The 22,227-nt window shown below is 54.5% G+C and carries 19 protein-coding genes; 6 read left to right on the forward strand and 13 right to left on the reverse strand.

Going from position 1 to position 22,227, the window contains the following annotated elements:
* The first annotated feature begins 185 nt into the window (after positions 1–185).
* A complete protein-coding gene (locus K325_RS0103515; RefSeq protein WP_029652874.1) occupies positions 186–2,861 on the forward strand; it encodes a LuxR C-terminal-related transcriptional regulator in 2,676 nt (891 codons plus the stop codon).
* A gap of 31 nt (positions 2,862–2,892) precedes the next feature.
* Here the strand turns inward: K325_RS0103515 and K325_RS0103520 are convergent, their stop codons facing one another.
* The 12 genes from K325_RS0103520 to pilB all read right to left on the reverse strand — a co-directional run bounded on the left by K325_RS0103520 (position 2,893) and on the right by pilB (position 16,837).
* On the reverse strand, positions 2,893–3,792 hold the full coding sequence (locus tag K325_RS0103520; protein ID WP_029652875.1) for an acyltransferase: 900 nt from the start codon (positions 3,790–3,792) through the stop codon (positions 2,893–2,895).
* A 31-nt stretch (positions 3,793–3,823) separates the two neighbouring features.
* Positions 3,824–4,756 carry a glucosaminidase domain-containing protein gene (locus K325_RS0103525; RefSeq protein WP_029652876.1) on the reverse strand — a complete coding sequence of 311 codons (933 nt, stop codon included), beginning with the start codon at positions 4,754–4,756 and terminating at the stop codon, positions 3,824–3,826.
* Between the two features lie 74 nt (positions 4,757–4,830).
* Positions 4,831–7,032 carry a hypothetical protein gene (locus tag K325_RS0103530; RefSeq protein WP_029652878.1) on the reverse strand — a complete coding sequence of 734 codons (2,202 nt, stop codon included), beginning with the start codon at positions 7,030–7,032 and terminating at the stop codon, positions 4,831–4,833.
* Between the two features lie 116 nt (positions 7,033–7,148).
* A complete protein-coding gene (locus K325_RS0103535; RefSeq protein ID WP_029652879.1) occupies positions 7,149–7,709 on the reverse strand; it encodes a YfaZ family outer membrane protein in 561 nt (186 codons plus the stop codon).
* 141 nt (positions 7,710–7,850) lie between these two features.
* Entirely contained in the window at positions 7,851–8,039 is a 189-nt protein-coding gene (gene yacG, locus K325_RS0103540; protein WP_029652880.1) for a DNA gyrase inhibitor YacG, read from the reverse strand.
* A gap of 33 nt (positions 8,040–8,072) precedes the next feature.
* On the reverse strand, positions 8,073–10,427 hold the full coding sequence (locus K325_RS0103545; RefSeq protein WP_029652881.1) for a response regulator: 2,355 nt from the start codon (positions 10,425–10,427) through the stop codon (positions 8,073–8,075).
* A gap of 60 nt (positions 10,428–10,487) precedes the next feature.
* Complete coding sequence (gene tsaA / locus K325_RS0103550; protein WP_036192907.1) at positions 10,488–11,237, reverse strand: tRNA (N6-threonylcarbamoyladenosine(37)-N6)-methyltransferase TrmO; 750 nt, start codon at positions 11,235–11,237, stop codon at positions 10,488–10,490.
* A 6-nt stretch (positions 11,238–11,243) separates the two neighbouring features.
* Positions 11,244–12,278, reverse strand: a complete 1,035-nt coding sequence (locus tag K325_RS0103555) for a hypothetical protein (RefSeq protein WP_228128379.1) — start codon at positions 12,276–12,278, stop codon at positions 11,244–11,246.
* A gap of 43 nt (positions 12,279–12,321) precedes the next feature.
* Positions 12,322–12,939, reverse strand: coding sequence for a dephospho-CoA kinase (coaE, locus tag K325_RS0103560; RefSeq protein WP_029652884.1), 618 nt, complete (start codon positions 12,937–12,939; stop codon positions 12,322–12,324).
* A complete protein-coding gene (locus tag K325_RS0103565; protein WP_029652885.1) occupies positions 12,940–13,815 on the reverse strand; it encodes a prepilin peptidase in 876 nt (291 codons plus the stop codon).
* A gap of 83 nt (positions 13,816–13,898) precedes the next feature.
* A complete protein-coding gene (locus K325_RS0103570) occupies positions 13,899–15,116 on the reverse strand; it encodes a type II secretion system F family protein (RefSeq protein WP_029652886.1) in 1,218 nt (405 codons plus the stop codon).
* A 2-nt stretch (positions 15,117–15,118) separates the two neighbouring features.
* A complete protein-coding gene (pilB, locus tag K325_RS0103575; protein WP_029652887.1) occupies positions 15,119–16,837 on the reverse strand; it encodes a type IV-A pilus assembly ATPase PilB in 1,719 nt (572 codons plus the stop codon).
* Positions 16,838–17,230: 393 nt separating this feature from the next.
* Between pilB and K325_RS0103580 the strand changes: the two genes are divergently transcribed.
* Both K325_RS0103580 and K325_RS0103585 read left to right on the forward strand, forming a co-directional pair.
* Positions 17,231–17,794, forward strand: a complete 564-nt coding sequence (locus tag K325_RS0103580; protein WP_029652888.1) for a prepilin-type N-terminal cleavage/methylation domain-containing protein — start codon at positions 17,231–17,233, stop codon at positions 17,792–17,794.
* Between the two features lie 96 nt (positions 17,795–17,890).
* Positions 17,891–18,625, forward strand: coding sequence for a hypothetical protein (locus K325_RS0103585; protein WP_156836557.1), 735 nt, complete (start codon positions 17,891–17,893; stop codon positions 18,623–18,625).
* A 72-nt stretch (positions 18,626–18,697) separates the two neighbouring features.
* On the opposite strand, the gene K325_RS0103590 is transcribed toward K325_RS0103585, so the two are convergent.
* Entirely contained in the window at positions 18,698–19,249 is a 552-nt protein-coding gene (locus tag K325_RS0103590; protein WP_228128380.1) for a c-type cytochrome, read from the reverse strand.
* Positions 19,250–19,523: 274 nt separating this feature from the next.
* On the opposite strand from K325_RS0103590, the gene K325_RS0103595 reads away from it, so the two are divergent.
* From K325_RS0103595 to rfaH, 3 genes are read left to right on the forward strand one after another with little or no spacing between them, the layout of a single operon-like run.
* Positions 19,524–20,885, forward strand: coding sequence for an MBL fold metallo-hydrolase RNA specificity domain-containing protein (locus tag K325_RS0103595; protein ID WP_029652891.1), 1,362 nt, complete (start codon positions 19,524–19,526; stop codon positions 20,883–20,885).
* Between the two features lies 1 nt (position 20,886).
* Positions 20,887–21,654 carry a 3'(2'),5'-bisphosphate nucleotidase CysQ gene (cysQ, locus tag K325_RS0103600; protein WP_029652892.1) on the forward strand — a complete coding sequence of 256 codons (768 nt, stop codon included), beginning with the start codon at positions 20,887–20,889 and terminating at the stop codon, positions 21,652–21,654.
* Between the two features lie 3 nt (positions 21,655–21,657).
* On the forward strand, positions 21,658–22,137 hold the full coding sequence (rfaH, locus tag K325_RS0103605) for a transcription/translation regulatory transformer protein RfaH (RefSeq protein WP_029652893.1): 480 nt from the start codon (positions 21,658–21,660) through the stop codon (positions 22,135–22,137).
* Positions 22,138–22,227: the final 90 nt, after the last annotated feature.

A 22,227-nucleotide genomic window follows, 5' to 3' on the forward strand; every position in this document is an offset into this window, starting at 1 on the left:
TTTGCCTCCAACCCCTTTTAACCCCGTCAAATTTTTGCAGGTAGCACCTGCTTTGGTTTAACCTCTCCCAAAAGACTCATACTAAAGGCGTACCCGATGTAGGGCGCCACGCCGTGTTCGGCCAAAGCAAGACTCTTATTTTCCGGCCCGGATTCTGATTCTGCCGGTTTCAAATGGGGCAATGCGTGAAATCCTTTAAAGACGGTTGTGCAGCCAACGACGAGTTTCAGACCGCCAACACTCCACTGCAGAGTGGAGAGCTGGTTCGGGATCTGATGGAACACCGGCTAAGAATTCCGGCGGTGCCAGAGGATCTCCTTGAAAGGCCTGAGCTGGACAGGGCCATCCTTCAGGCTCTGGAGCCCGGACATGTGCTACAGATAGAAGCGCCGGGAGGGTACGGAAAAACTCACGCTTTGGTCAGTGCTTTGGCCTCAGTCTCTGAGGCTGAGATTCGCTGGATCTCGATAAACGCGGGGGATAATGCGCCATCGCGCTTTCTCTCCATTCTGGCAATGGCTCTGGGGCTGGGCGATGTCCTGACCCCAAACGGTGGTACGTTTGAAGACCATTTGGCCATGTTGCTGGTGGCCAGAGCGCGTCAGAACCGGCAGACGAAAGATATCCTGGTGCTGGATAACGTTCATTACCTGACAAACCCGGCGGTCAGCGGGTTACTGCATCAGTTAGTGACCCATTTGCCGGACGGGCTTTCCATTGCTTTGGCGTCACGGAGTTCACTTCCCTTTGAGAGCCACACGCTGGAACTGAATGGCCATTACACCCGCCTGTGTTCGGATGTGCTGGAGTTCTCCCGTTCTGAAACCTTCGATTTTTTTGCTCAGGCACGTTCCTCCAGCCTGATTACCAGTGTGGCCATTGACCACCTTTTTGGTCTGACAGAAGGGTGGCCTACGCCGTTGGCGCTTTACCGGAGGGAGCTCGTACAAGGGGGGGAGCGTCGGGCGCTGCATGAAACGCCCTCTGTTGAGCGGTTTCTGAAGGACAGCGTCATCGCAGCCCTTTCCCCAGCGCAAGTTAAATCGCTGCGGGCGATGTCTGAGCTGGATGGCTGTTCGGACGAACTGCTGCTCGCGATCGAGCCTTCGGTATCGGAATCCGGGATGTTGCCGTCCGAAGCCGCAGATCGGGGGTTACCCCTGAAGTCGGTTCCGGGGCGTGGGCGCTGGTATCGGTTGAATCCCCTGCTCCAGGTGTGGCTTCAGACTCCGGTTGTGGGGGGCTATTTTACCCGGATGCTAATGGCCAGCCGCTGGTTTGAGCGAAGCCGCCAGTTTCCTGAAGCGTTAAAGTATGCGGTGTTGGCCGGCGACAGTGACGAGGTTGTTCGTATAGCCTCGGAAAGCACCGAAGCGCTTTTGCTGGGGCAGGATACCGCTTCTTTGCTGTCGCTTAGGAAAAATCTGCCGTCGGGCCTGCTCGAGCGTAGCGTAAGGTTAAGAATTGTCTACGGATGGGTGCACGCCATTGGCGGTCAATTTCGTCAGGCCAGGCAGCTTCTGGAAGGTTTTTCTGAACACGCGCTTCAGGAGCATGAGGCCCGTATTCATGCCCTGAAAGCTTTTATTCTGAGGGGGGAAGGGTTTGTTCAGCCCGCTTTGATGATGGCCGACAAAGCGCTTTCGTCGGGGCCCATGTCAACCCAGGCACAGCTTGTTACCCAGATTGTGCGCTCCAGCTCTTTGTGCGCTGCGGGGTGCTTTTCGGAAGCCCGCGAAGCGAACCGGGTTGCGTCCAAACTTGCCCGGGAAGCGGGGGATTCCGGCTCTGAGGCTTTGGCTGTCTATGCTCATGCCCGTATTGAGCTGGGTAAGGGGGCGCTCCGTCACGCGGAGCAGCTCCTCCGAACCGGTCTGGATACGACAATGCAGGAACTTAGCCGCCCGGCCAGAATTGGCGAGACGCGTTTGCAGCTCAACCTTGTTCTGGTGCTCTGGCATCAGGGGCGTTGGACGGAAGCAGATCGTTTGCTGGTGAGTTGCGCCCGGCATGCTGAGCAAACCCGGGATCTGGGACTTTTGCTGGCGATGGCATTGCGGGTGCTGATGTGCCGGGCTCAAGGGCGGCTGGACGATGCATTTGTCTGGGTTGGGCGGGCTGAGCGCACCATGCACTCCTGGCAAGTGGACGAAAGCTTGTATGTACCGGTGCTTGAAGCACTGAAGGCGAGTTGCTGGCTGGCGCAGGGGCAGCATGAAAGCGCCATGCAGGCGATTGCAAGGCTGGAGCCATATCGCAAGGTGGGGTGCGTGCCGGAGCTGTTTCCCATGATGCCGGGGCTGCTTGACTGTCTCCAGGTAAGGGCGGACATGGCAAATGGTGACCTGGTGCGGGCCCGGGAAAACCTTAATGCAATATCAGAAACCTTTGAAGGGACCACGCCCTGGGGATTGCAGCTGCACGCAGGTCTGCTCGACGCTGTGTTACAGGATACTGAAAAGGGCGTCTCGGCGGCTCGGAAAAAGCTGGAAACGGTGGTGGCCGAGGCGGCCCGGGAGCACTTCATCAGCCCGTTTGCAGAGCTGATGACAGAAGTGGGCCCCCTGATGGAAAAGTGTTATCGCCATCTGGATCGTAACGAATTTACCGAGGCCCTGGGAGCGCTGTTTGGTTGCGACACGGCAAGTATTGGCGGGGATTGTCTGGCTGAGCCCATCAGTGACCGGGAACACGGCGTTCTCAACCTGATTGCACAGGGGATGTCGAATCAGGAGATTGCGGACAAACTGCACATCTCTTTGCACACCGTCAAAACGCACGCCCGGCGCATTAACGCCAAACTGGACGTAAAATCCCGCACCCAGGCCATCGTTCGGGCCCGTGAGCTGGGGCTGCTCTGAACAGATCAGCCCCGGTTCTTGTCAGGAAGCCTCAGTTGTTGTTCTTGAGGATGGTCTCGATACGGGTGTCTTTCTCTGCCCAGAGTTCACTGACCCAACGTTGAAAATCGATTCTGACGTCGCGATTGTTTTCATAGTCCATGCCGAGGAATCGCTCCGGCACTTCACGGGTGCGAATATCGATAACGATTCTGCGCACCCGCCCGCATAAGTAATCCCAGATACCGGGGCGGCCACCAGGATAGACAATGGTAACGTCGAGCATGGTGTGGATCATTTCGCCCATGGCCCCAAATACAAAGGCGGTGCCACCGGCCCGGGGCTTCAGCAGGTGCTTGTAGGGTGAATTCTGGCGCTGATGCTTTTCGGGGGTGAAGCGCGTACCTTCCATAAAATTGAAAATCGTCACGGGTGTATAACGGAATTTTTCGCAGGCCGCCTGTGTCGCTGCTATATCTTTACCTTTCAGTTCCGGTCGTTTGGCGATTTGCTCTTTGGTGTGCCGGTGCATAAAAGGGAAGTCCAGAGCCCACCAGGCCACTCCCAGTAACGGCACCCAGATCAGCTGTTTCTTCAGGAAGAATTTCAGGAGTGGAATACGGCTGTTCAGCACATACTGGATGGCCGGGATGTCTGCCCAGCTCTGGTGGTTACAGGTTACGAAGTACCAGTGCTTTTTGCTGAGCGTTTCGGCCCCCCGGATGTCCCATTCGAGCCGGTGAAGGAGCTTCATCAGGGTGTTGTTGAAGCCGACCCAGTACCACGCGATGGTATTGAGCACCACGGTACAGGCTTTGCGAAAGGCCAGTACTGGAATGAGCAGTTTCAACAGGGCCACCAGGAGCAGCAATGGAAGGAACAGCAGGGTGTTCACCAGTATCAGCAGGACCGCCAGGAAGCCTTTTAGCGGCGCGGGCAAAAAATCTAACATGGAAACAATCTCGTTCTGTGAGGTTCGGGGTTTAGCCTTCAAACGGGCTGGTACGGCCGCTGGAGCCACCAGGCAGCAGCGCGGTGTCTGGTTTAGCGGAAGCGAGGCGCTCGAACTGGGCAGGGGTTCGGTCTCCTAACAATGTCCGGAATTCCTGATCATAGAAATCCAGGTTGTTGTATCGAATCATGGCCCGGATTTCTCTGATGTAGTCCTGGCCCCGCTCAGAATAACCCAGCAAGCCTTCTGCGAGCTCCCAGCCAGACAGAGGCTTATGGGCTTTCCGGTCAGCCAGCCGGATGTCCCGGACTGCCTGATAGGTTGGGTGCCGGTTCAGGTTCTGAATGTAAGAGCGAACGGAAAAGTAAGGTGACCTGAACTTTGCAACTTCGTGGTTGGCTCCCTCCAGCCGGCTTTGGGGAACCAGGCCGCAGCCTTTCGAAAAACACCACTGGCCAAACAGATTGTTGCCTTCGGTTGCGAACCGGGAGGTGCCCCAGGCGGATTCGTTGGCCGCCTGAGCAAGAATCAGTGAAGGGGGAATCACGTCCAGCCGTTTGTTGAGCAACGCAAATTGCTGCTGACTGCCGGGGCGGGCTTCAATGCGAAGTCTGTCCCCCTGACGCGCTAGCCAGTCCAGCTCGTCACTTGTCAGCTCCGCTTTGTCTGCCAGCGAGGCCAGATATTCCCGTTCGAGCAGGATACGGGAATTGGCCAGTACAATTCTGGGGTACAGGTAGGAAAAAAAAGACACTTTCTTTTCCGTTGAATCCTGATAAGCAGTGAAGTCAGGAAGCCCATTGTAGGCCCATTCGGGGAGGGGGGGGAGCGAGGACAGGGTAACTTCTCCCTGTCCCTCTCCTGGCAAATGGTTCTGACTGGCAGGCGGCGTGTACATGGCACCGGCTAAAGCAAATGCGAACAGCGGAACACACAACATGAGCGCCCGGTTAACTGCAGTCATAAACCCCTCATTTCTATCGATATGGACCTAATTATAACAGGTTATACGAGGGGGTTCGGTCTACAGGTTTGTACTCAGTCTTTTGGTAAACGCGTTGCCATCAGCAAACCGGTGCGCAATTCGGTGCCACTATCCTGTTGGATGGTCAGAAATAGCTGGTCACCGTTGTTCGAGTAAATGCCATTGATATCGGGCCCGCCGCCATCGTTGTCTTCGATCAGGCCAGAGGAAGCTGTGAAGGAGAACGAAATATTCCATAGGGTGTTTTCTGGTGTATTGACGGTGTTGTCCATAATTCGGTGTTGCACGGCAAATACCGAGCCGTCGTTCTCTGTTGGGGTACCCGCCATCAACGTTGCGGTGCCGTTTGAGATGGTGAGTGTGCCGTTGTCGATCTGATAGAGCGTATTCGCAGGGCCGGATAGCCCTGTGACCAGGCCTTGCACCCGATACCTTGCGTCCTGAGGCAGATCGTTACTGGTCTTGCGTGTGGCGATGGCGATACCGGTACCGAAAGAAGCGGTGTCTAGGTTGAATGCCAGCAGGGAGCTGTCCGGAGTTGATGCGCCAACCCCGAGATCGGGTTGGCCATACGCAGGCCCCTCATTTGACTGGAACAGGTTCAGCCGTCCGATATAGTCTGTGCCATAACTGAGGTTCGAACGCCGGTTGCTGAGCTGCCAGACGCCGGGTGCAGGGCCTGGGGTCAGGGTGGGCTGAAGGCTGTTGTCTCTGCTCAGGGCCCAGTTTTCGAGCGCGGGGGCGTTGCCGGTCGTCCAGCTTCCGAACCCGGCGCCAAACGTGGGTGCGGCGTCACTATTGAGCTTTGCAGAGAAGTACGCCAGGTTGTATTCGCCGTTTTCAATCGCAGAGGAGTCAAACGCTTTGCTGCGTTGCAGATGCAACTCAAAAGCACTCAGATAGTGATCCTCCAGCGTTTTCTGTCGCTTCAGTTTTCCTCCTTCATCCGCCAGCGCGATGGACTTGCCGGCCGTGAAATAGTTGCTCAGTACGCGGTCTGGCCCGCTTTGCTCATCAGCAGGCTCCGACGTGAATGCGTTGAGGTAATAGGGGTTCCTGGTCCAGCCATTGATCTCATTGTTGTTTCGATTGGTGATACTTTGATAAAACGCTCGTCCTGCCATCAGACGGGCTGGAGGGGCGGTTGTCAGTGTGGCGGCACCTGGAGCGCTGGAGTGACTGTTTCGCTCCCAGTGTTCTGCTCCACGGCTGTAAAAGGCCTGCTCAGGGACGCCGGAACCAGACGTGTCATGAAAGCCGTGGATGAGCGTTTCGCGATCATAGGGAATGTCTGTCGCCAAAGAGGTAATGTTGAGGCCAAAGGCGTCGAAGGAAGTCAGGGTCAGGGCAGGGTAGAGAAAGGCTGAATTGTCTGAGGTCAGTTTTTCCTCCCGGGCGATGCGTGTGCCCCATTGCCCGGCCCCGGCGATTCGGGATTCCCGGAAGGTTTGCCCCAGCTCCAGAGCAAAGAAAACGGAGTTGTAGTCTGCGGCACTGGCCCTGATCCGGTCTGACGAGGCCTGTCCCAGCAGGGCATAGTTCGCCATGTTTTCAACGTACCTGGCGAAATCCGCCCTGGTGGCAAGGGTTCCGGTTGCCTGGTCGATGCTGGCGTTCTCCGGGATGTCTATTTCGAAGTCATGAACCTGATCAGCCAGGGTTCCCCAGACATATTTGTTTATACAGGTGGGGTTATCCACGCAGGCCAAAACCGTCTGATAGTCGGTTTTGGAGTAGTAGCGCCAGAGGATTTCTGTCACCAGATAATGGGAAAACGGGTTCACCTTGATATCGCGATCCGCATCGGCGGCCAGCGCTGTCATGATATGGTTTCCGTAACGCGCTTCAATGACCACGTCCGGCCCTACAGGTATTCCGTCATCGAAAGTCAGGATGAAGTGGCCATCGGCCCCTTTTTCGGTGGAATAGCTGACATCTTCGAACTTCTGTTGGCTGGAATTGGTGTGATAAACACGGAGCTCATCCGGGATGACAATCCTCAGGTTTCGACGTGTGGCTTCGCCTTCTGGAGCCAGGAGGCCGGGAAGCTCCATGGTAAGTCGTGCCTGATTGGGTTTGAGCCCTCTGGCATTGCTGGAATCCCCGGTGCTGCCGGAGCTGAAGTCATCCAGAGCATTCTGTGTGCTTCCAAACCGATTGGGAATGTCCCTGACACTGTCGATCGCGCTATCACCACTGCCACAGGCGGTGAGGAGTAAAGAGGTGGTCAGGAGGGATGGGAGTGTCAGTCTCATGCAGCGCAGTCCGGTTGCGAGTGTTCGGACAGCCTAGCAATAAAAAACGGGGGAGGGCGTGAAGGGCAGCACGCTTCGGTTACCCGGCTTGTCGCCGGGTAACCGGGGAATGGCGATCAGAAGAAAATTTTGATACCGGCCATGACCCCTTCATCCAGATTCACATCGGGTGAACCAGCGAAGTCCAGCTCGGTGTTCAGGTAACGATAACCGGCAAAAACCTCAGCATTGCGGATAACCCGATAGCTACCACGTAATTCCAGGCTTGTCATGTCGTCTGAATCGCCGAATGACAGAATGCTGGGTGCGTAGTGGAGGCTGCCGCCAAAGGATAATCCCGGGACATCCGGAATGTTGATGGTGGCAAAGCCGCCAAGACCGATGGCGCCGCCGTCAACGTCGTCGTCTTCCCAGCCAATGCCCCGCATACCGATACCAGCGGTGGTTGGCAGGTTACCCAGTGCGGTCCGGCCCTGAGCGTGGAAGTCCGCGTTGATAATGTGCCGGCTGCCTTCGTGGTAGGTGTATCCGGCACCCAGTTGCAGCTCATCCTGGCTGCCGAAGAAGTTGACCTGTCCCTTCACCGAATCGTTGGTCAGGCTCAGATCCAGATCGCTGGCGAGGACCGGTGTGGCGGCGAGAGAGAGTGCCAGTGCAGAGATGCGGGTAATCTTCATGTGTACACCTTTATTGCTTTCGTTATGAGCGCATGACCGGCGGAACCGCCGGTATGGGCACTAGTTTAACGCCAGACGATGGTAAACATCTGTCCCGGGCTTAACAACTTAAAAGCCTGTAAGTGGTTGGTAACCAAAACATCAGTGGCGGGTCACTTCACCGCCCTGGTCGAGATCGTCGGGGGAAACGTTCTCGGCAGGAACCCGGTACTCTTCATTCGCCCAGGCACCGAGGTCTATCAGTTTGCAGCGTTCTGAGCAAAACGGCCGCCAGGAGTTGGCTTCATTCCATTCAACGGATTTTTTACAGGTTGGGCACTCTACATTCATAGATTCATTCCGGGCCAGTGTATTGCGGCATCGTCAAGACGTTGCCGATGCCTGGCAATATTGTTCCAGTACTGCCCTCAGCATTTCAAGGTTGACGGGCTTGGCGACAAAGGAATCCATGCCCGCTTCACGGCATCGCTCTTCGTCTTCTTCCATGGCACTGGCGGTAAGGGCGACAACGGGAACCGGGGCGCGACCATGGTTCGATTCCCAGGCACGGAGTTGCCGTGTTGCTTCGTAGCCGTCCATCCTTGGCATAACGCAGTCCATGAAAATGACGTCGAACTGGTGCCATTGCCAAAGGGAAGAGGCGGCCTGCCCGTCGTTGGCGGTAAGCACTTCGCAGCCCAGCTTCTCAAGCAGCCGGCGGGTGAGTGTCCGGTTGACCGGGTTATCTTCCACCAGCAGCACGCGCATACGTCCGCAGGGGATTTCTCGTTGTCTGGTGCTGGTATCGGACATGGTCTTCAGAGAGAAGCGCGTCAGGAATCGCCGCTCTTGCTGGCTGTCATCGGTGAACAACTGGTTCAGGATGGGGATCAGGTAGGACTCCCGGAGGGATTTACTCAGGAAGGCATCGGCGCCTGCCTGTCGAAAATGCTCGGCATCCCCACGTTGAGGATTTGATGAGAGGATCAGCAGGCGCATCCCGGACCATTGTGGGTTACTGCGAACCTGTCGGCAGAGCAAGTCTGCATCCATGTCGGGGACGAAACCGTCCAGAACGGTGGCGTCGTAGGGAATCCCGGCATCGAAAGCCTGCCTGAGTGCTGTCAGCGCTTCACCGGCGGAACGCACGGCATCAATGTGGACCTCGTAGCGAGACAGCATTTCCAGGGTAATCTTTCGGGATAATTCGTAGGAGTCCACCACAAGGACACGGCGCCCCTGCACCTGTCTTGAGTCCGGGCGCACCTTGGCTGAACCATCGCTGGCTTCTCGCAGGGTCAGCTCAAGCCAGAAGGTGGAACCTTCACCGGGGCGACTTTCCAGATCAAGCTCCCCACCCATCAGGTCTACCAGTTGGCGGCAGATGGTCAGCCCGAGACCGGCACCCGGTAACTGGCGCTGAAACTGCTGGCCCAGTTGAACGTAGGGTTCAAACACCAGCGGGATGTCTTCGGGATTGATCCCTACGCCGGTATCTTCTACGGCAAGACGCAGGCGCACATTCCCTTCCCGGCGGCCAAGCACCTCAATGCTGATTAGTACATGACCGGAATCGGTGAACTTGATGGCATTGGAAAGGAGGTTAAGTAATACCTGGCGAATGCGAACGGGATCACCGGTCAGTGCCCAGGGCAGGTTCTCATCGACCCGGACTTCCAGAGCAAGGCCTTTTTCTCTGGCTCGTGAGCCCAGCATGTGAATCAGGTCGTTCAGCGTCTCCCGAAGGTCAAATGGGATGGCTTCAAGCTCCAGCTTGCCGGCTTCCATGCTGGAGATGTCCAGCAAATCGTTAATGATGGATGAGAGGCCTTCCGAGGCATTCAACAAGGTATTTACATACTCACGTTGTTCCTGGTCCAGCGGCGTGTCGATCAACAGGTTGGCGTAGCCGAGTACCGATTGAAGCGGGATGCGCAGCTCGTGGGAAACATTGGCAAGAAACTGGTTCTTGGCATGGTTTGCCCGGATCGCCTCGTCTCGTTCGCCCTGAGTCTGGATGGTGGTTTGTCGCAGAGACCGTGTGTCTTCAAGAATCTGCAACCGCATTTTGTTCAGTGCCTGCTCAAGTTCAGACAATTCATCGGGGCGCGCTGGTGTGCGGCGGCGCAATTTCAGGGGCTCTACCAGAGCGTCAAGATTCAGCTTGGCGGCATAATCCGCCATGGTTTCCAGGTGGCGGGACAGTGTCAGTCGGACAATCAGCAGCAAACCAAGTGTCCCGAGCATGACCACGATGGACTGGAACAGGAGGTTCAGAAGCGCTCTTTCAAGGATATCCTGATAAACGTGTTCAATAGACGAAACGATGGTCAGTTCGCCAACTTGCTGTGGTTCGTCAAAGGTGGAGCGGTTGAATTCCAGAGGAAATCTCTGGGTGATGGCCCGGCCTTCAGGATAGATGCCGGTGCTAAACTCTTCGCCCGTGGTGGTGGTTACCCGGGCATAGCCTATAAAAGGCATTGAACGCATATCATCCAGGCTGTTGGCCACTTCACTGAAGTTCATGACCCACAAGTTGGTGCTCATTCCGCCCGCAATCAACTCAGCAGCTCGCCCCTGACTGCGTTGTAGCTCTGATTTTTGGCGCTCAAACTCGCCAATCATCTGTACGCCGGTTGCGACCAGGGAAAGTACCAGGCTGTACAGAAGCACCCATCCCAGCAACCGGAGTGCCAGGGGGCGTAGACCTAATCGCTTTAAAAACTGGGTTGAAGGCAAGGCACAAAATCCCTGTGTCGACTACAAATATGTGTGCCAGTCGGAACACCAATCTGCATGTTAGCAGACCGATATCACTTCCACACGTTTAATTGAACCTTTGTTCATAAATCGAAAACGAACATTCCGGTCGTACAAATTGGCTCCGTATATCCGCTCTTCGTCCCGTCCTCTTCGAAAGGAGGGGCGGGGATCATAGCTCACCACATCTTCAATAAGCGCACGGAAGTCCGGGTAATCTGCATCGGGGAGCGCGCGCAACTGCTCGTCAGCCTCTCTTGAGAATGCCACTGGCAATCTGTCGGTTGGTGGAGATTCAGCCCAGCCCAGTGATGCTTCCGGAACAGAGTCCGAGAAGGGGAGGTAAGGTTTAATGTCGAGAACCGGGGTCCCTTCGATCAAATCGTGATTGCTGATTCTAAGTACCAGTTCTCCGTTTTTCCTCACAAGCCCCTCATTTTTGACCACAGACAGGCCAAGGCTGTTTGGTCTGAAAGGGGAGCGACTGGCGAACACGCCGATTTTCTTGTTCCCACCCAGCCTGGGAGGGCGAACAACGGGGCGCCATTCGGCTCGCACCGCTTCATGAAACTGAAAGGTCAGCCAGATGTGGCTGGCGGACTCTAGCCCGCGGAAGGCGTCTTCACGGTCAAACGGGCTCTGGATGATCAGTTCCGCATGGGCATGGCGCGTAAGGCCGGGTTGTCGCGGTACACCAAACTTGTCCTGAAAGCAGGACCGGGTGATGGCCACCGGAGTCAGTGTGAGTGCTTCCTCGGCGGGACGGCTTTTGTGAACAGGTCTCGTCATCGGGTTTCAGTCTCTGTCTATCGTGCCGGAGAAGTACATCTCAATGCGGAAGATCACTGAAGCCTTGTCACCGAACCCGTCCTCCCGCGGAAAATCGAGGGCTGGCACCAGTTCGGCGAACAGCCAGTCTTCATACATGCGATATCGCCAGGTAATGTCGGCGAAAAAACCTGTCGTTCGCCAGGACGGTTGGCTTTCCCCGAGTACGCCAATCCTTGGGGTGATCACGGAGCGGGTGTTGAGCCGTTTCCGGAGGCTGTGAATATGCGCAGCAACAAATTTCCGATCGTGGTGAACCCATTCCAGCTCAGAAGAATTATAATAGTGCCATCCATTTTCCAGGGCTCGGTTTGAACCAAGCCGGGTCCGGGCACCCCATCCCTCCGTGTGATAATAGTACAGGCGTTGCTGGAGATTCACAGCCCAGTCTCCGCCCACACCCCAGCCTTTTCGGGCGGTCATGCGCCAGAACATCTCCGGCGGTAACCGCAGCCTTCCGCCGATATCAGTGGAAAGATTGATGGCGTCACCCACTTGAGTCAGGAAGCGCAAGGCCCCGGTTGTTTCGGTTTCGGTGCGGTCTGGTTCCGTGAGCTGTCGATCCCGTTCACGTTCAGCCAGAGGGATCAGTTCTTCGCTCTCGCTCTCCACTACAAGACGAAGCTTTTCCTCCGCCGTGGGTACGTCCAGCCGGAAACGCAGCTCGGGTTCAAACTGTGCCAGGTTGGCGTACTCAGATTCAGCGGCAAAGCCCAGCCTCAAATAGCTTTCATTGTTGGGCAGGGCGCGGGAAGAACCTGACAGCGTGCGGTCTGCCCAGGCGCCGAACGACTGGACGGTCTGCCCATGTTCGCGTTCCTGTCGGATCACCCAATCCGTGAAGCGCATCCACCAGGAATCTCTGGGTTCAGCCCAGAATTCATCGGGCTCAAAAGTATAGAAACCGATGGGTAAACGCTCTGGTGCCAGAACTTCCGGTATAGCGATGTCCCGAACCTGCAGTACTGGTTCGGTCGCCTGGGCTGAGCCCCAGGTGAGCAATACAAGAACCGTCGCCGCAGCGAGAGAGGTATGGCGAGTCAGATCATGCTCCTTGACTGAACTCCGCCAGAAAGCGTTGATGCAGCGAGCTGACCGAAGCTTCCACCTGATTGATTGGCTGGGTGTTGTCGATGATCTCGTCCGCTTTCTGACGGCGGTCGGGCCGTGATATCTGTGCAGCCAGGATGCGTTCCACTTGTTCCCGGCTGTTGCCATCCCGGGCCATTGTACGTTCAATCTGAAGTTCCTCAGGGACATCAACTACAACAACGCGGTCAACCAGTTCATGCTGATCGGTTTCCAGGAGCAGTGGAGACACCAGGATGGTGTAGGGAAAACGGTTGTTTGTCGGCGACAGTTGCCGAATCAGCTCGGTTCGAATGATCGGGTGCAGCAGTTGCTCCAGCCAGCGGCGCTCCTCTGGCGCTTCAAACACTTTTTGCCGGAGCGCCGCCCGGTCCAGAGCGCCGGTGTTCAGTAGTATGCTGTCACCGAAATGGGCGGCAATGGTTTTCAGGGCCTGGGTGCCCGGTTCGACAACCTGACGGGCGACATCATCGGCGTCAACCCAGTGGACGCCGAGCTTGCCGAACAGTCGGGCGACGGTGGACTTGCCTGATCCGATACCTCCGGTCAGGCCTACAATAGCGGTGCGAGACATTCAGACTCCGAGATAGCTGAACCAGAGTGTCTGGATTTCGGGGCCGAACCAGAGCGCTAGCAGCCCGGCGGCGGCAAGGTAGGGGCCAAACGGAATGGGAACCTCGCGTCCATGCTTGCGAAACACCATCAGACTGATGCCGACAATGGCACCGACCATTGAGGAAAGCAGAATGACCGCGGGGAGTAACTGCCACCCCAGCCAGGCGCCAAGAGCGGCCAGCAGCTTGAAATCGCCGTGTCCCATCCCTTCTTTGCCTGTCGCCAGCTTGAACAGCCAATAAACACTCCAGAGGGACAGGTAACCGGCAACGGCGCCCCAGAAAGCGCTGCCAAAGTCGGTAAAAACACCAAAGTAGTTTAGGATCAGGCCAAGCCACATCAGGGGCAGGGTGATTCCATCGGGCAGGAGCTGCGTATCAAAATCGATCATGGTCAGAGCAACAAGCGCCCAGATCAGCAGCAAAGCCCACAGAGCTGACTCCGACGGCCCAAGAAGGTAAACCGTCACGACAGAGAAAGCCGCCGTCAGTGCTTCGATCATGGGATAACGAAGGGAGATACGGGTCTTGCACGATGAACATTTGCCGCCCAGCAGCAACCAGCTCACGACCGGAATATTCTCCCAGGCCCGAATCCTGTGCCCACACGAGGGGCAGGTAGAGGCCGGTCTGGACAGGGTCATTGGCTGGGAACGATGACGATCCTCTTCCGGTACTTCCAGGAACTCCTCACACTGGCATCGCCATTCCTGTTTCATCATCTCTGGCAAGCGCAGGATAACAACGTTCAGAAAACTGCCGACGCAGAGGGAGGTAAAAATGACGACCAGATAGAGAAGCCAAGGCGTAGACAGGATGGTTTCTAGGGAGAGCATTCGATGACTCAGTCAGATCTTTGTTGTGCCCCTCTCCGGGGGGAGAGGGGCAGATTGGTGGCCGCGAGTATTTTTGATGAGGGTTAAACAACCTGACCCATTTGGAAAATAGGCAGGTACATACCTATGATCAGGCCGCCAACCAAAACCCCAAGAACCGCCATGATCATCGGCTCCATCAGCGCGGTAAGGTTATCGACCATATCGTCGACAACACCTTCATAGTGTTCGGCGACTTTTGACAGCATGTCATCTAGGTTACCAGACTCTTCACCGATGGCTGTCAGCTGGACAGCCATAACGGGAAAAACCCCTTGTTGTCGCATGGATGCCTGTAGCTGAGTCCCGCTGGAGACATCATTTTTAATGTTCATCACGGCATCACGGTATACAGCGTTGCCGGTGGCGCCGGCCACAGAATCGAGAGCGTCGACCAGAGGTACGCCAGCGGCAAATGTAGTGGAAAGTACGCGGCCAAATTTTGCTACCGCAGATTTGTCGAGAATCTCGCCAACAATAGGTAGTTTCAAAGTGTACTTATCAACAAAGTCCGAGAATTTTTGAGATCGGCGTTTGGCTTCCTTGAATAGAAAAACGGTACCGACAATTGCGAGTAGCACAACAAACCACCAAGACTGCATCCATTCCGAGATGCTTACAATGAACTGAGTGAACACAGGAAGGTCTGCCCCAAACCCTTCAAACAGGCTCTCGAATTGTGGAACCACTTTTACTAGAAGAATTGCTGTTACCACAATCGCTACCACGATTACCGCAATTGGGTACGTCATAGCCTTTTTGACTTTTTTCTTAAGGGTCTCAGTTTTCTCGAGATATGTGGCGATACGATCTAGCATTTGCTCCAGTGCCCCCGCTTTCTCGCCTGAGTCAACCAGATTACAATACAGATCGTCGAAATATTTAGGATGTTTGCGCAGGGACGAGGCGAAGCCGGTACCGGAAGAGATGTCATTTCTGATAGCCATTACCAGTTCCTGTAGCCCTTTATTCTCAAGGCCATCAGCAACAATGTCAAAGCTTTGAACAAGTGGAACGCCTGCTTTCATCATTGTAGCCAGCTGCCGGGTCAGCATCGCAATATCGAAGGGGGTGATCTTCTTACTGCCGCCGAATAATGGTTTAGGCTTTTTCTTAACTTTGTCTGGGATGATTCCTTGCTTACGTAGTTGGGCCTTGACCAGCGCCGTGTTGGAACCGGCAAGTTCCCCTTTGGCTTTGTTTCCTCTACGATCTTTGCCTTCCCAAATGTAAGATTCCAGCTTTTGCGCTTTCTCTGCCATGCTTAATCCTTCGTCACTCGGTTAGCTTCCTCCAGACTCGTCACCCCTTCAATTACCTTAAGAAGTGCCGACTCTCTGAGGTTGCGGAAGCCTTCCGCCTGAGCCTGTTTTGCAATTTTGATGGAGCTGGCTTCTTCCATAATCATGTTCGCCAGCTCGTCTGTGATTTTGACCACCTCGTAGATACCCACGCGGCCTTTGTATCCACCATTGCATTTATCACAGCCCTTGGGGCGGTACAACGAGAAGCCTGTTTCAATTTGTTCTTGTGTGAACCCTTCCTTTAAAAGCACGTCATTTGGGATGTCCGTTGGTTGCTTGCAGGCGTTGCAGAGTCTTCGCCCCAAGCGCTGGGCTATGATCAGGCTGACGGAGGTTGCGATGTTGAAGGCCGGTACGCCCATATTCATCATGCGCGTCAGTGTTTCAGCGGCGCTGTTTGTGTGCAGGGTGGAAAGAACCAAGTGCCCGGTCTGAGCGGCTTTGATGGCGATGTTGGCGGTTTCAAGGTCTCGAATTTCCCCGACCATGATGACATCCGGGTCTTGCCGAAGAAAGGCTCTCAGTGCTTCAGCAAACCCAAGCCCGACCCGATTATTTACGTTAACCTGGTTGATGCCTTCAAGGTTGATCTCTGCCGGGTCTTCAGCGGTTGAAATGTTGATGCCCGGGGTGTTCAGAATATTCAGCCCCGTATAAAGAGAGACTGTTTTACCGGAGCCTGTTGGGCCGGTTACCAGTATCATGCCTTGGGGTTGAGCCAAGGCATCCATGTAAAGCTTCTTCTGATCTTCCTCGTACCCGAGCACATCGATTCCCAGTTTCGCCTGGCTAGGATCCAGAATACGCAGAACGATCTTTTCGCCCCACAGGGTTGGTAGGGTGTTTACGCGAAAATCAATTGCCTTTGTTTTGGAAAGTTTCAATTTGATTCGGCCATCCTGGGGTACGCGACGCTCAGAAATGTCCAGTTGGGCCATGATTTTCACCCGAGCGGAGATCTTCGGGGCTAGTTTAATCGATGGTCGGGAAACTTCTTTCAGGATGCCGTCGGTGCGATAGCGAACGCGGTAGGCCTTTTCGTAAGGTTCAAAGTGGATATCTGATGCGCCACCGCGAATAGCGTCCAATAACATTTTATTTACGTATTTAACAATTGGTGCATCGTCGATATCGCTGGTTGAAACCGCCCCGTCATCCTCATCTATATCTCCACCTGCCGTCTCGACACCTTCCAGGTCGGTATCATCCAGGTCGCCCATGGTGGTGTCTTGGGACTCCAGATATTTGTCGATGGCAGTCCTGAGCTTTGAGTCGTCAACCAGGATCGCGTCAGTGCTGAGGCCCGTGTTAAATTTAATTTCGTCCAGGGCCTGGATGTTGGTAGGGTCGGATACTGCGATAAACAAGCGATTACCCCTCTTGTATAGGGGTAGGGCGTTATGCTTGCGAACCAGTTTTTCATCAACAACTTTTTCAGGCATCATCTCAGGCGAGAATGAGTCTAAGTCCAAAACGGAGACGCCAAACTCCATGGCAGCTGAAAATGCGAGCTTGGAGCTGTCGGCGAGTTCGTTTTGTGTCAGATAGGTTATTAAGGGGATTCGATTCTGGGACGCCTGAATGAAAGCGTCTTTCGCGGTATCTTCATCAAGGAGGCCGTCGTCCACGAATCGACGGGCCAGACCTGTCAGGGTTACGTTTCGGTTGCTGCTCGACATAATTACTCTGAGGAAAGGGGATAAGTGGCTGAAAGTCGTCTTTATATACCAGAGTTTAGAAGCATAGCTGGAGTTTGGGAAGCTGACCAAGTCATTGTGTTGATCTTTCTCATCGACATGTCGCCTTTGTTTGCTTGTCGATTTTTGTGTTCCGGTGACAAAAAGTGTCACGCTTGGACGTTCTTGGGCGAAGGTATTTTTGAAAAAAAACAATGTTCAGCGCGCTTTTGTTTTAAGTTGTTGATTTTTATGGTTTTGATTTTAATTTTTTATTGGCATGATACCTGCTATCTTTCTGGTGTTAACGCGGTCGCGGGGCGGGTTTTAGCCGTCTCGGAGCTGTATGATGAAGAAACGACAACTCTAGAGGTTGATAACATGCAAAAAATTAAGATGAATCATGCCCAGAAGGGTTTTACTCTGATTGAGTTGATGATCGTGGTTGCGATCATTGGTATTTTGGCCGCTGTTGCAATTCCTGCGTACCAAGACTATACAGCTCGCTCCCGGGTGTCTGAAGGGCTTAACCTGGCCGGGGAAGCTAAGCTGATCGTTGCTGATAACGCCTCCAACGTTACGCCTGCGGCCGCTGGTGGATTGGGTGCGGGTTACGCTACAAGTGGCGCTGCTGGCGCTGCAACTACTCCATGTAATACTGCAGGCACTTGCGTACAGACTGTGGGCGATAATGGTGCAACGGCCAACACATCCCAGAATGTTCTGACGATCACGATTACCACCGCAACTGGCCAGATTGACGTGGCTTATTCAACCCGTGTTGCTCCGGCTGGTAGTAATACTGTTAGCTTGGTCCCAACTGTGAATGGTGCAGCTCTTGCGGCGGGAACTCGCCCGACGGGCGCCATTATCTGGACCTGTTTTGCTGCTGCCAAGGCGAACGCTCCTGCGGCTGCAACTCTTCCTGGAAACCTTGCTCCGGCAGAGTGCCGCGCTTAATTGATCAGCTCAATGTATGAGTGATGTTTAGGAAGACTGCATCTTGTCAAAGGGGCTCGTTTTGAGCCCCTTTCATCTGTTCGGAATGCCCAGTCTATGATTGTCCAAAAGCTAAAGGCCTCGGCTCTACACGGTGTTTTTACTCTTTTCGTTAGTCTGGTTACTGGCTTTTTGGTTTTTGTCCTTTGGTTTCCTGAGCCTTTTAGCGAGATGCTCGGTGGTACAGAAATCTATACTCTGATTGTTATCGTGGAAATTGTTCTTGGGCCAGTTGTTTCTTTTGTTATTTATAGCCCGAATAAGAAACGATCTGAGTTGTTTAGGGATTATGCTTGCATTGTTATATTTCAGATTGGCATTCTGGCATATGGCCTTTATGCCGTCTTTGTGTCCAGGCCTGTATACATGGTTTTTGTAAAAGACAGGATTGAGGTGGTTTCTGCAACTGAATTGGAGGAAGTTGATCTTGCTCTGGCCTCCAGAGAGTTCCGGGAGTTGCCGGTCTGGGGGCCTGAGCTAGTCTGTGTCAGCTTTCCTGAAGACCCAAAAGAGCGTTCCGATTTGTTGATGTCTGCCGTGGCTGGCAAGGATATTCAGTTGCTTCCAAGTTATTATCGGCATTGTGAAGAGGGCGAGGTGCTATCGGGGGCTTATGACAAGGGTGAATTCTCATCGTTGACCGGGTTGTCGGTCAATGTGGTGCCTGAAAAAGTGAGGCTATTGGAATATTATTGGTTGCCTGTAGTGACAAGGTTTGGTTCGTGGATCGTGTTTTATGACGGGGGTGACAGTGACGCTGTCTATCTCAATCAAAATCCTTTTGGGGGCTAGTCATACTGACGCTGTGCCTACTAAGTTCCGCTTAAGTAACCTGTGTGTGGAGGCTGGCGGCTGAACAGCCCTTCACCGCCCAGCCAAATACCCCGCCAACGCCTCAATCTCCCCCGCCGTCAAAACCCCTGCAATTCCAATCATCGGAGTACTATGTTTCACCGGGTCCATGCCCTTGAATCGTCGTAAGGCAATCCCGAGGTACTCGGCGGGTTGTCCGGCCAAACGCGGCATGTCACGGAAGCCTTGCGCGTCTTTGCCATGGCAAGAAGCGCAGCGTTCAGCAAAGAGTTTACCACCCGCTTCGCTAAGCTCTGTGTCGTTCCCGGCTCGGGGCTTCGCGGTCTGCTGGCTGTAATAAACCGCAATATTAATCCGCTCTTCCAGAGACAGCGTTTTTGCAAGCTGGGACATCACATAGTCCTCGCGGGAGCCGTCCCGGAATTTCTCGAACTGGTTGAACAGGTACAGAGGGTGCTGGCTCGCAAGGTTCGGGATGTACTCCCGTTTGCTGTTTCCGTCTTCGCCATGGCAGTAACCGCAGAAGCGGATGCGTTCGTGTCCGGCGTCATAGCTGGCCTGGCGTTTTGTGTCATCGGCCATGATGGCGTTGAGTTGGGCCATGGCATCATGGGTTGCGCCCGCTGAGACAAATTGTGACGCACAGAGTCCAATTGTGAGCGCGAGCCTTTTGAGGTGAGAATTACCAAACATAAACCACCTGATACTTCGGAAAGTCGACAGAGTAGTCGGGTGGGTGGGCGTCGGTCTTGCTAAAGGTCAATAAATAACGAAATGGTGCGGTTCGCGGATGAAATACCGTGGAATCCGCGCCACCCACCTCCTGGTTTTGCGTTAAGCTAACCGTATCGCCAACCAAAGAAGGATGTATGTGCGTATGAAACTCCGCTTCCTCGGCGGTACAGGTACCGTCACCGGCTCCCGTTATCTGCTTTCAGATGACAACCACAGAATGCTGCTGGACTGCGGCATGTATCAGGGGGTGAAAACTCTGAGGCGCCGAAACTGGGCGAAGTTCCCGGTCGATCCCTCCACCATTGAGGCTGTGGTACTGACGCACGCGCACATTGATCATTCCGGCTATCTGCCTGCTTTGGTGAAAAATGGTTTCAGGGGCAAGATCTACTGCACCAAGGCCACTCATGAGCTTTGCAAGGTCCTGTTGCCAGACGCCGGCTTTCTCCAGGAGGAGGATGCCAAATACGCCTTTCGGAAGAAATTCTCCAGGCATGAAAAACCAGAGCCTCTGTTTACGGAGAAGGACGCCTGGGAAGCGCTGAAGCATTTTGAATCCTTGCACTATCACGAGGCCTTTGAGCCGGTTAAGGGGTTTGAGGTCAGGTTTACGCCCGCCGGACATATTCTGGGCTCTGCCTGTGTTCACGTCACCCACAAAGGGTCTGCCCGGACCGTGGTGTTCAGTGGCGACCTGGGGCGCCAGGACGACATTATCATGAGGCCGCCCGAGCCCATCGCCCATGCCGATGTATTGGTGTGCGAGTCCACCTATGGGGACCGGCTTCATGGCGAATCGGATCCGGAAAAGGAACTGGAGCAGATTATTACCAAAACCGCTGGCAGGGGAGGCATCGTGCTTGTGCCCGCCTTTGCCGTGGGGCGTGCCCAGATGATGTTGTACGTCGTTCACAAGCTGATGGGGCAGGGGCGCATTCCCAGGTTGCCGGTGTATCTCAACAGCCCGATGGCGATCAAGGCAACCGAGATCTTCTGTCGTCATCACAAGGAGCACCGGCTCGATGGAGCACAGTGTGAGCTGATTGACGGGAAAACGGAGTTTGTGCGCACCGTTGAAGAGTCCATTAAGCTGGACTCGGCCAGGTATCCCTGCATCATCATTTCGGCGAGTGGCATGGCTTCTGGTGGTCGGGTGCTGCACCACCTGAAAACCTTGTTGCCAAACCCCAGAAACAGCGTGGTCTTCGCGGGTTTTCAGGCCCCGGGTACGCGAGGGGATGCCCTGGTTAACGGCGCAGAGTCGGTTAAGATTCACGGTGAATACTGGCCCGTAAAGGCCGATATTCACAACCTGACGTCCATGAGTGCCCATGGTGATTATCGGGAGATTCTCCAGTGGCTTGAGCAAGGTGCTTTAAGCCCGGAAAAGGTGTATGTCACCCACGGAGAGATGGTTGCCAGTGACACCATGCGTAAACGGATTTCAGAGGCGTTCGGCTGGGATGCGGAAGTCCCCGATTTGTTTGAAGAGGTTGAGATCTGAGATGCAATACAGTTCGATACTCCCGGATGTTATCAATATTGCGGATGAAGCCAGCGAGAAAGTGCTTCACATCTATCAGTCCGATTTCAAGGTGAGTTACAAAGAGGACCGCTCGCCCATCACAGCCGCGGACCTTGCCAGCCATGAAATCATCGTGAAAGGGCTGAGAAATCTCAGTCGGGATATCCCGATTTTATCTGAGGAAGGGGCCGATGTTCCGTGGGAGGAACGCAAGAAGTGGCGCCGCTTCTGGTTGATCGACCCCATCGATGGCACCCGGGATTTTACTCAGCGTACGGGCGAATTCACGGTGAATATCGCCATGATCGAAGATGGTGAGCCCGTTATGGGTGTCGTCACCGCGCCTGCATTGAAAGAAGCTTTTTGGGGAGTAAAAGGCGAAGGGGCGTATAGTCGTGATCGGACCGGCCGGGTGCGACGCATCCGAACGGCGGAACCAAAAGAGACCCTGCGGGTAGTGGCCAGCAAGAATCATCTGAATGATGAAACCCGGGCTTTTATTGAATCGCTCGGAGCGCATGAGACCGTGCAGGCCGGGAGTTCGCTCAAGTTCTGTCGAATTGCTGAAGGGCACGCGGATATCTATCCCCGAATGGGGCCAACCAGTGAATGGGATACCGCGGCGGCTCATGCGATTTTGCTGGCCGCAGGAGGGAAGGTTCAGACGCCGGAAGGAGAGTCACTTACGTACGGCAAAGAGAATATTCTGAACCCTTACTTTATCGCAGCTGGCAATTGGTACTTCTGAATAATGACCTGGTATGTACTGCAACATAAGCCCGCCCAGGGCGACAGGGCTGTTCTGCATCTGCAGAATCAGAGCATTGAGTGCTTTTATCCCAAGATTGAGATTGAAAAAATCCAGGCTGGCAAGCGCACCCAAAAGCTGGAGCCCCTGTTTCCGGGGTATATCTTCGTCAACCTTGAGCAAACCGATCCCATGTGGGCCAAGCTTCGATCAACCCGCGGAGTCTTGCGCATCGTCAGCTTCGCCAACCGTCCGGCGGCTATTGAGGATGAAGTGATTGTTCACATCAGAGGCCGCCTGGACCAGGTGTCGGAGCTGGGAGGCATCAAGTCTGGACAGGCAGTTGAGCTGGACAACGGGCCGTTCAAGGGTCTTGAGGCTGTTTTTCTGTCATACGATGGTGAGGAGAGAGCGGTGGTGCTGATCCAGTTTATGCAGACCGCTCAAGAGGTTCGGGTGTCACTCTCCAATATCCGGAAATAGATTGGGCCTCCTCGTTTGATTAAGTGTCATTTTCTGTAACAGGTCACGCTTTGGCTTTGATTGACTGAAAACTTTTATATTATAGTAGGT

The sequence above is a fragment of the Marinobacter daepoensis DSM 16072 genome, from assembly GCF_000421165.1.
Classification (GTDB): domain Bacteria; phylum Pseudomonadota; class Gammaproteobacteria; order Pseudomonadales; family Oleiphilaceae; genus Marinobacter; species Marinobacter daepoensis.